The sequence below is a fragment of the Nonomuraea lactucae genome (assembly GCF_003313395.1).
GTDB lineage: Bacteria > Actinomycetota > Actinomycetes > Streptosporangiales > Streptosporangiaceae > Nonomuraea > Nonomuraea lactucae.
Window position 1 is genome coordinate 1 of record NZ_QNFZ01000665.1, and the last position, 2929, is coordinate 2929.

At 71.4% G+C, this 2929-nt stretch carries 3 protein-coding genes; all 3 read right to left on the bottom strand.

The window, feature by feature from the left end:
* On the bottom strand, positions 1-289 hold a 289-nt coding region (locus tag DQW85_RS25040), incomplete at its 3' end, for a biotin/lipoyl-containing protein (protein WP_338043414.1).
* A 36-nt stretch (positions 290-325) separates the two neighbouring features.
* A complete protein-coding gene (lpdA, locus tag DQW85_RS25045) occupies positions 326-1690 on the bottom strand; it encodes a dihydrolipoyl dehydrogenase (RefSeq protein WP_113702442.1) in 1365 nt (454 codons plus the stop codon).
* Positions 1691-1741: 51 nt separating this feature from the next.
* Positions 1742-2929, bottom strand: a 1188-nt coding sequence (locus DQW85_RS25050; RefSeq protein ID WP_113702443.1) for a leucyl aminopeptidase, incomplete at its 5' end; no start/stop codon positions are given.

The following is a 2929-nucleotide window of genomic DNA, read 5'->3' on the forward strand; positions in this document are numbered from 1 at the left end:
CGGCGGGGGCCGGGGCCTCCTCCCGCGCGGGCGCGGCGCCGCCCGCCTGGCCGCTCTCGTCGATGACGGCGAGCTCGGCGCCGACCTCGACCGTCTCGTCCTCGGCCACGACGATCTTGGTGATGACACCCGCGGACGGCGACGGGATCTCGGTGTCGACCTTGTCGGTCGAGACTTCGAGGAGCGGCTCGTCGGCCTCGACGCGCTCGCCCTCCTTCTTCAGCCAACGGGTTACCGTGCCCTCGGTGACGCTCTCGCCGAGCTGGGGCATCTGTACGGAGACCGGCATCGTTATCTTCTCTCGCGTTCTTGTTCGAGGGCTGGACTAGTTGTGTACGTGCAGCGGCTTGCCGGCCAGCGCCAGCATGGCTTCACCGACGGCCTCGGACTGGGTCGGGTGTGCGTGGATGAGCTGGGCGACCTCCGCGGGGAGCGCCTCCCAGTTGTAGATCAGCTGGCCCTCGGTCACGAGCTCGCCGATGCGGCGGCCCACCATGTGGACGCCCACGACGGGCCCGTCCTTCTGGGCGATGACCTTGACGGCGCCCGCGGTGCCGAGGATCTGGCTCTTGGGGTTGCCCGCCAGGTCGTAGACCTGCTCGACGATCTCGATGCCCAGCTCGGCGGCCTGCGCGGAGGTGATGCCGACCGAGGCGACCTCGGGGTCGGAGTAGGTGATGCGCGGCACGCCCGCGTAGTCGATGGGCGGTGGGTTGAGGCCGGCGATGTGCTCGGCCACCATGATGCCCTCGGCGAACCCGGCGTGGGCGAGCTGGAGCGTGGGGATCAGGTCGCCGATCGCGTAGACGCCGGGGACCGAGGTCCGGCAGTGCTCGTCGACGACGACCGCGCCGCGCTCGATCGCGATGCCCGCCTCCTCGAAGCCCAGGCCGGCGGAGACGGCGCCGCGGCCGACGGCGACCAGGAGCACCTCGGCGTCGAGGGTCTTGCCGTTGGCGAGGGTGACCACCACGCCGGTGTCGGTGGTCTTGACGCTCTCGAAGAAGACGCCCAGCTCGTACTTGATGCCACGGCGGCGGAAGGCCCGCTCCAGCAGCTTGGAGCTCGACTCCTCCTCCAGTGGCAGCAGGTGCGGCAGCGCCTCCACGATCGTGACCTCGGCGCCGAACGAGCGGTAGACGCTGGCGAGCTCGACGCCGATCACGCCGCCGCCCAGGACGATGACGGAGGACGGCACGCGGTCCATGGTCAGCGTGTGCTCGCTGGTGATGACGCGCTCGCCGTCGATCTCCAGGCCGGGCAGCGACCTGGGCGCGGAGCCGGTGGCCAGGACGATGTCGCGGCCCTCGTAGACCTCGGAGCCGACCTGGATCGCGCGCTCCCCGACGAGGCGGCCCTCGCCCTCGACGATCGTCACGCCGGCCCCCTTGAGCAGGCCCTGCACGCCCTTCCAGGCGCGATTGACGATCTTGTCCTTGAAGGCGTGGACGCCGGGCACGTCGATGCCGTCGAAGCGCGCCTTGACGCCGAACGTCTCGCTCTCGCGGGTCTCGTCGGCGATCTCGGCGGAGTGCAGCAGAGCCTTGGTGGGGATGCATCCCCGGTGGAGGCAGGTGCCGCCGATCTTGTCCTTTTCGATCAGGGCGACGGTCTTGCCGAGCTCGGCCGCCCTCAGCGCGCAGGCATAGCCGCCGCTGCCGCCACCTAGGACGACGATGTCGTAGGCCACAGGAAGGCTCCTTGTCGGGGTGTTCGTGATGCCGTCATCTTTTCATTTGTTTCAGATGCTCGCGTGCCGCTCGGCCAGTCCGATGAGGGTCCTGGTGATGGCACCCGTGCCGCCCTTGGGGGTGTAGCCGTGCGCCTCGCCCTTGTTGAAGGCGGGGCCGGCCATGTCGATGTGCGCCCAGCGCAGCCCGTCGGGCACGAACTCCTTGAGGAAGATGCCCGCGGCCAGCATGCTGCCCCAGCGCTCCGGCTGGAGGTTGGCGATGTCGGCGATCGGCGAGTCGAGGCCCTTGCGCAGCTCCTCGGGCAGCGGCATGCCCCATGCGCCCTCGCCGGCGGCCGTGGCCACCTCGACCACGAGGTCCCTGACCGCGTCGTCGTTGGCCATGACGCCGGCGGTGCGCCAGCCGAGGGCGACGATCTGCGCGCCGGTGAGGGTGGCCACGTCGACGATCAGGTCGGGGGTGTCCTCGGCGGCGCGGGCGATGCCGTCCATCAGGACCAGGCGGCCCTCGGCGTCGGTGTCGAGCACCTCGACGGTCTTGCCGCTGTAGCTGCGGATGACGTCGGAGGGGCGCTGGGCGGTGCCGCTCGGCAGGTTCTCGGCGAGGCAGAGGTAGCCGACGGCGTTCACCGGCAGGCCGAGGCGGGCGATGCCGACCAGCGCGCCGAAGACGGCGGCCGCGCCTCCCATGTCGGATTTCATCCAGTCCATGGAGGAGGACGGCTTGAGCGAGAGGCCACCGGAGTCGAACGTGATGCCCTTGCCCACGAACGCCAGCGTCTTGCCCGCGTCGGGGTGGGTGTAGGAGAGGCGGACCAGGCGGGGCGGGTTGGCCGAGCCCTGGCCGACGCCGATCAGACCGCCGTAGCCGCCGTCCTTGAGTTGCGTGTCGTCCAGCACCTCGACGGACAGCCCGGCCTTGCCGCCGGTCTGCTCGGCGATCTCGGCGAACTTGGCCGGCCACAGGTCCGACGGCGGGGTGTTGACCAGGTCGCGGACGAGGGCGACGGCCTCGCCCAGCACCGCGACGCGCTCGGCGACCCCGTCGGTCTCGCCGGAGGAGAGCGGGGAGAGCACGGTCAGCTCGCCGACGGGCTCCTTCCGCTCGCCGTCGGTGCGGTAGCGGGCGAAGTCGTAGGCGCCGAGCAGCGCCCCGAGCGCGACGGCCTCGGCCTCGGGGGCGGATCCGGCGGGCAGGGCGAGCGCGGCGCGGGCGGTGCCGGCCAGGGAGCGCAC